At 59.0% G+C, this 5,533-nt stretch carries 7 protein-coding genes; all 7 read right to left on the bottom strand.

Going from position 1 to position 5,533, the window contains the following annotated elements; all coding sequences use genetic code 11:
* Positions 1 to 22: 22 nt before the first annotated feature.
* The gene (locus tag B3849_RS13875; RefSeq protein ID WP_278426071.1) at positions 23 to 634 is read right to left on the bottom strand and encodes a class I SAM-dependent methyltransferase; all 612 of its coding nucleotides are present in this window, start codon (positions 632 to 634) and stop codon (positions 23 to 25) included.
* Position 635: 1 nt separating this feature from the next.
* Positions 636 to 740 (bottom strand): DUF2474 family protein, encoded by a 105-nt coding sequence (locus B3849_RS13870; protein ID WP_278426070.1) that lies wholly within the window; start codon positions 738 to 740, stop codon positions 636 to 638.
* Entirely contained in the window at positions 740 to 1,753 is a 1,014-nt protein-coding gene (gene cydB, locus B3849_RS13865; RefSeq protein ID WP_278426069.1) for a cytochrome d ubiquinol oxidase subunit II, read from the bottom strand. Before cydB ends, B3849_RS13870 begins: the two co-directional genes overlap by 1 nt.
* A 3-nt stretch (positions 1,754 to 1,756) precedes the next feature.
* Positions 1,757 to 3,166: a cytochrome ubiquinol oxidase subunit I gene (locus B3849_RS13860; RefSeq protein ID WP_278426068.1), complete on the bottom strand. Its 1,410-nt coding sequence runs from the start codon at positions 3,164 to 3,166 to the stop codon at positions 1,757 to 1,759.
* 53 nt (positions 3,167 to 3,219) lie between these two features.
* Entirely contained in the window at positions 3,220 to 3,654 is a 435-nt protein-coding gene (locus tag B3849_RS13855) for an EF-hand domain-containing protein (protein ID WP_278426067.1), read from the bottom strand.
* Between the two features lie 22 nt (positions 3,655 to 3,676).
* Positions 3,677 to 4,951, bottom strand: a complete 1,275-nt coding sequence (locus B3849_RS13850) for an NAD(P)/FAD-dependent oxidoreductase (RefSeq protein WP_278426066.1) — start codon at positions 4,949 to 4,951, stop codon at positions 3,677 to 3,679.
* Between the two features lie 33 nt (positions 4,952 to 4,984).
* On the bottom strand, positions 4,985 to 5,533 hold a 549-nt coding region (locus B3849_RS13845; protein WP_278426065.1), incomplete at its 5' end, for a multicopper oxidase domain-containing protein.

The raw sequence follows: 5,533 nt of genomic DNA, 5'->3' as shown, positions 1-5,533 counted from the left end.
GGCCTACGCCGGATGCTTACGATCAAACGCGGGAGAAGATCGAATATCTGAAACTCTGGGGGGCACCGCTCGGGGTTACATGTGTCAACTTGATGGTTGATCGGAAGGTGAAACTCTGCCCCAACTGCGCTGACATTTCCGCCGCCGAATATCGCTGAACTGGCAACCCGCTGCATCGGCGAGGTCCATCCTCGGCAAAGGTGGCCATGACGATCTTGCTTCCAGGTCGTGTCGCGGCGCGAAGTCTACGCATGTAAGCGGCGCGTTCAGCCGTTTCGGTGAGGAAGTGAAACACCGCCCGATCATGCCAGACATCCCATGTTCTATGGGGCTTCCACTGCGTAACGTCCGCCGTGACAAACGTGGGCTGATATTCAACCATCCGCTCACGAACCGCCGAGAGCGCCTCATTCGAGATGTCGAGCAATGTCAGGTCACGGCATCCAGCCGCAACCAAAGCATCGGCGAGACGTGACCTGCCCGCACCCACGTCGATCACACTCAGATCCTTTGCAACCTGACCGTCCAGGATCAGATCCAGACTGGGCTGCGCATCCTCCTGGTGCCATGAGACCTGCTGATCGGTCTTCTCACTATAGGCGGTGTTCCAGTGGTCTTGCAGATCGCCATGCATTTCACACCACCAGCTTGATCGCATAAGCGACAATCCCAAGAGTGACGACGCTTGCGAGCCAAAGGACAATAAACCAGGCCCACTTCGAAGGCAGTGACTGTTTCATCAGTGATACCCCTTTGACGGATCCATTTTGCCGCGGAAGACCCAGTAGGCATATGCGGTGTAGGCGAGAATGATCGGGATCAGGATCGCCGCGCCTACCAGCGCGAAGGCCAGGCTTTTTTCCGGTGCTGCCACCTGCCAGATGGTTAGGTTAGGCGGTACCATCATCGGATAAAAGCTGATCCCGATCCCGACAAAGCTGACCATGAAGAACCCAAGCGCGGACAGGAAGGGCCGCAAATCCTTGCCGTCATTGAGCCCGGTGAAGAACGACCAGGCGAGCCCCAGCATAAGGATCGGCACGATCATCGACCAAAGGCTTCCGGGCAGGTTGAACCAGCGGTGGAAGTAGACCGGTTCAAGGAAGGGCGTGATGATGCTCACCAAGGCGATCAGGGCCAGCGTACCAGCGCCAAGATACCATGCGTAGCCGCGCATCTGGAGCTGAATATCGCCTTCGGTCTTCAACACCAGCCAAGTCGCGCCGAGAAGCGCATAGCCGACGACGACGGCAAATCCGGCTAGGATGGAGAACGGAGTCAGCCAGTCGAACCAACCACCAGAATAGGCGCGGTCCGTCACCTCGATCCCTTGCACCAGCGCACCAAGGGCGATGCCCTGGCAGAAGGCCGCGAGGGTGGAGCCACCAAAGAAAGCCCAATCCCACACGCGCTTCCAGCGTTTTGTCCGCCAGCGGTATTCAAAGGACACACCGCGAAAGATCAGTGCTAGCAACATCAAAGTGATCGGCATGTAAAGCGCAGGCATGATTATGGCATAGGCCAGCGGGAAGACGGCAAAGAGCCCGCCGCCTCCGAGCACCAGCCAGGTCTCGTTCCCGTCCCAGACCGGCGCGACCGAATTCATCATCAAGTCGCGGTCCCCTTCCGACCGGGCGAAGGGGAAGAGGATCCCGAGGCCGAGGTCAAACCCGTCGAGGATGACATAGACCAGCACTGCAAAGGCAATCAGACCGGCCCAGATGAAGGCGAGCAATTCAAACTCAAGCGACATGGTTCATTCTCCTGGCATGGCGTCTGGGTGGGTCTGCGTGACCGGCGTGAGTCCGGCACTTCGGATGGGTCCGTCCCGCAGGCCGAGCTTCGGTGTTGCCGGGCGCTTGTTCATCATCCGCAGGACATAGAAGGTGCCGGCGCCGAAGACGAAAAAGTAGACCACGACGAAGGCCATGAGCGAGGTCGCCACCGCGGGGGCTTGGACCGGCGCCAAGCTGTCGGCCGTACGCAAAAGACCATAGACCGTGTAAGGCTGGCGTCCGACCTCGGTGGTGATCCACCCGGCCAGCACGGCGATGAACCCCGCAGGCCCCATCACCACCGCCGCGCGGTGCAGCCAAGTCCAATCATAGAGCTTGCTCTTCCAGCGCGCCCAGGCCCCCCAGAGCCCTAGTCCCAGCATCGCAAAACCGATGCCGACCATGACGCGGAAGCTGAAGAAGACGATGGTCAGCGGCGGCCATTCCGATTTCGGAAATTCGTTCAGCCCTTTGATCTGGCCATTCAAACTGTGGGTGAGAATGAGTGAACCGAGATAAGGAACCTCAATGGCGTAATCCAGCTGGCCGGTCTCCGCATTGGGAACACCGAACAGCGCCAGCGGCTGGTTATCACCATGACTGTCGAAATGCCCCTCCATCGCCGCGACCTTTACGGGCTGATGCTCCAGCGTGTTGATCCCGTGCATGTCGCCCGCGAAAATCTGGATCGGGGTGACAAGCACCGCCATCCACATCGCCATCGAAAAGGCGCGGCGCGACTCCTTGTCCGTTTTGTCGCGCAAGAGATGCAGCGCGCTGACGGCGGCGACCACGAAGGCAACGGTGAGGTAGGCGGCCAGCACCATATGCACAAGGCGGTACGGGAAGGAAGGGCTGAAGATGATCGCCAACCAGTCCTCGGGCACAAACTGCCCGTTCGCCGCTATCGAATACCCCTGTGGTGTCTGCATCCAGCTATTCACCGCAAGGATCCACGTGGCGGACATCAATGTACCAATGGCCACCATGGCCGTGGCAAACATGTGCAAACGCTCGCCGACTTTTTCGCGGCCAAAGAGCATGATGCCCAAGAACCCAGCCTCAAGGAAGAACGCGGACATGACCTCATAGGCCATGAGCGGTCCGACAACCGGTCCGGCCTTGTCCGAAAACACCGACCAGTTGGTGCCGAACTGGTAGGACATCACGATCCCCGAGACGACCCCCATGCCGAAGGCCACGGCAAAGATCTTCTTCCAGTAGTTGAAGAGGTTTAGATAGGTCTCGTCCTGCGTCTTGATCCATAGCCCGTTCAGCACCGCCAGATAGCTGGCGAGGCCGATAGAAAAGGCAGGAAAAATGATGTGAAATGACACCGTGAATGCGAATTGCACGCGGGCGAGCGTTTCTGCACTGAAACCGTCAAGCATTCTTAGACCTCTGAGTATATGGTGAGGCGAGCAAGTAGCCCACCCGACAAATGTTATGCTTTGGGACCAAAGTCTTCGCCCGTAATCACCCCGTCCGCGTTGCGGTCGATGGAAGTCAGCCACGCGCCAACCTGCCCCAGGAATTCTTCGCGGGTCACAAGACCGTCGCCGTCAACATCATTGAAAGCCATTTGCATGCCTGCCTGAACCTTGTTCATTTTGCCACCGGCATGTTCGGGTTGGCCTTCCATGTCGTTTTTGCGGGCTTCGTCGAAATACCCATATTCCTCGGCATTGAGTTTACCATCTTCGTCACTGTCGAACGTGAAAAAGACGTCGCCACGCTTTTCCGCCAGCTCTGCGGCTGTGACCTGGCCGTCACCATTCAGATCCCAGTTTTCGATAAAGTGCGCGCCGGGTTTGTTCTCGCCACCGGCAAGTGCGGCGACGGGGGTGACAGCAAGGCATAGTGCCAGAAGGGTTTTCATCGCGTTTTCCTTTTCTCAGGGTTCAGATCTTGATGTGTTCAGAGGCGAACTTAGCTGCCGGCAGTCCCCAGTTCGGAATGCGACCGTGATTGCGGAAGAACATTTCCTTGTAGAGCACTTTCTGCGCGTAGGGCATGCGGCCCATTTCGAGGATCTGGGTGGTGCCGCCGAAGTTGAACCAGGAATTGGAGTGGATGTAGAACGCCTTGCCGCCGCCCATGTCGCCAATGCAGATGACCTCTGGCTGCCACGGCTCGTCGGCCTTGTCGGCAGACATCTTGCCCACCTCTTTGGCGATCTGTTTGCCCACGATCTCGCACTCCTGGTGGCCGATAGCGCCCAGTTTGGGCACCGTGATAGCCGCCGCATCGCCGCAGGCGAAGATTTCCGGGTGATCGGGGTTGCGCATCTTCATGTCGGTGATGATGAACCCGACTTCGTCCGATATCGGCAGCCCTTTCAGGAAGTCATGCGGTTTCCAGTTCGGGAAGACGATGCTGATCTCGGCATCCAGTTTTCGCCCGTCGCGGAATTCGATGCCCTCCTCGGTCAGGCGCGTGATGCCCTCGGTCTTGTTCATGTAGCCGAAGCCCATGGACGACGCGGCCTCCAGCAGCTGTTTGACGACCTCTTCGCCAGCGTCTTCTGCGATCAGTTCGGCGGGGGTGAAGATGGTGATGTTCTTGGCGCCCCCCTTGCCATGTTCTTCAAGCCAGTGGGCCAGCGATAGTGACACTTCGACCGGAGGGCCCTCGCAAGCGGCCAGCGCCGTGGGAAGCCAGTCGGGCTTGCCTTTGGTGCCCTGCTCGAACCGGTCCGAGCCGACGGCAATAGGCCCGCCCTTGTAATCGTTCTTGAGATATTCGATCAGCCGGTTGGCGTGATAGGAATCTGACACGGTATGACCATGTTCGGCAAACCCTTCGATATCGTCATAGGCAAGGATCGATCCGAGCGCGATGACAAGATAATCGTAGGCGATACGGTATTCCGGTGCGCCGAGACGTTCGTTGGGACGGACCCGCACCTGCCTGGCGTCGATTTCGAGACCCAGCACCTCGGCCTGACGGAACCTGATGTCATCGCGCGCAAGGGTGTCGACCAGACCCATGTGCATGGTTACGGCCGGATCGCGGCCCTCAAAGACCTCCAGCGGGATATTCGGGATGTAGTCGAGATAGGCCTTGCGGTCGATCACGGTGATATCCACCGCGTCGCCGGCATAGTCGCGGATTTTCTGCGCGGCACCCAGTCCTGCGAAATTGCCGCCAAGAACGAGAACGCTAGGTTTGGTCATGGCTCGATCTCCTGTTTTGCACCGTTCTTCGGATCAGGTCACCGTGAACTGACCCATCATGCCGCCATCCTCGTGTTCGAGGATGTGACAGTGGAACATGTAGGGTGTCTCGCGTGTCGCGCCATGATCGAACCTGACGATTACCTCGGCGCGGCCATCTACCAGCAGAACATCCTTCGCCCCCATCTGGTCGAACGGCACGGTCTTGCCGTTTTCGCTGAGTACGGTGAAGGATGTGCCGTGCACGTGGAAAGGATGCGCCATCATGTCTGAGGTCACCTCCCACAGTTCGACCTCGCCGCGCGGTACGTCGAAATCAATCCGGCCCATGTCGTAGGCACGACCATTGATCGCAAGTGGATTGCCGCTGCCGCGCATAGCCATCGGACCCATTTGAAGCGCGACTTGCCTGCGGCGCACCGGATCGCCCGTGATCGGTGTCGGGCCGCCCGCAAGGGATTGCGCAAGCGCCTGTCCGGCAGGAGCCGCCTTGTCCGGCGTCAGGTCAAGCACCCCAAAGGCGCCGTCGGCGGTTATGGCTTCCGGTGCTGCGCTGTCGCCACCGCCCATCATGCCACCCAT

Source organism: Sulfitobacter sp. UBA4523 (assembly GCF_002388305.1).
GTDB lineage: Bacteria > Pseudomonadota > Alphaproteobacteria > Rhodobacterales > Rhodobacteraceae > Sulfitobacter > Sulfitobacter pontiacus.
This window is presented reverse-complemented; position numbering and strand designations above follow the sequence as displayed.

Excerpts from the sequence above, each read along its gene's own strand:
- B3849_RS13875 (WP_278426071.1), bottom strand. The coding sequence starts at position 634 with ATGCATGGCGATCTGCAAGACCACTGGAACACCGCCTATAGTGAGAAG.
- B3849_RS13870 (WP_278426070.1), bottom strand. The coding sequence starts at position 740 with ATGAAACAGTCACTGCCTTCGAAGTGGGCCTGGTTTATTGTCCTTTGG.
- cydB (WP_278426069.1), bottom strand. The coding sequence starts at position 1,753 with ATGTCGCTTGAGTTTGAATTGCTCGCCTTCATCTGGGCCGGTCTGATT.
- B3849_RS13860 (WP_278426068.1), bottom strand. The coding sequence starts at position 3,166 with ATGCTTGACGGTTTCAGTGCAGAAACGCTCGCCCGCGTGCAATTCGCA.
- B3849_RS13855 (WP_278426067.1), bottom strand. The coding sequence starts at position 3,654 with ATGAAAACCCTTCTGGCACTATGCCTTGCTGTCACCCCCGTCGCCGCA.
- B3849_RS13850 (WP_278426066.1), bottom strand. The coding sequence starts at position 4,951 with ATGACCAAACCTAGCGTTCTCGTTCTTGGCGGCAATTTCGCAGGACTG.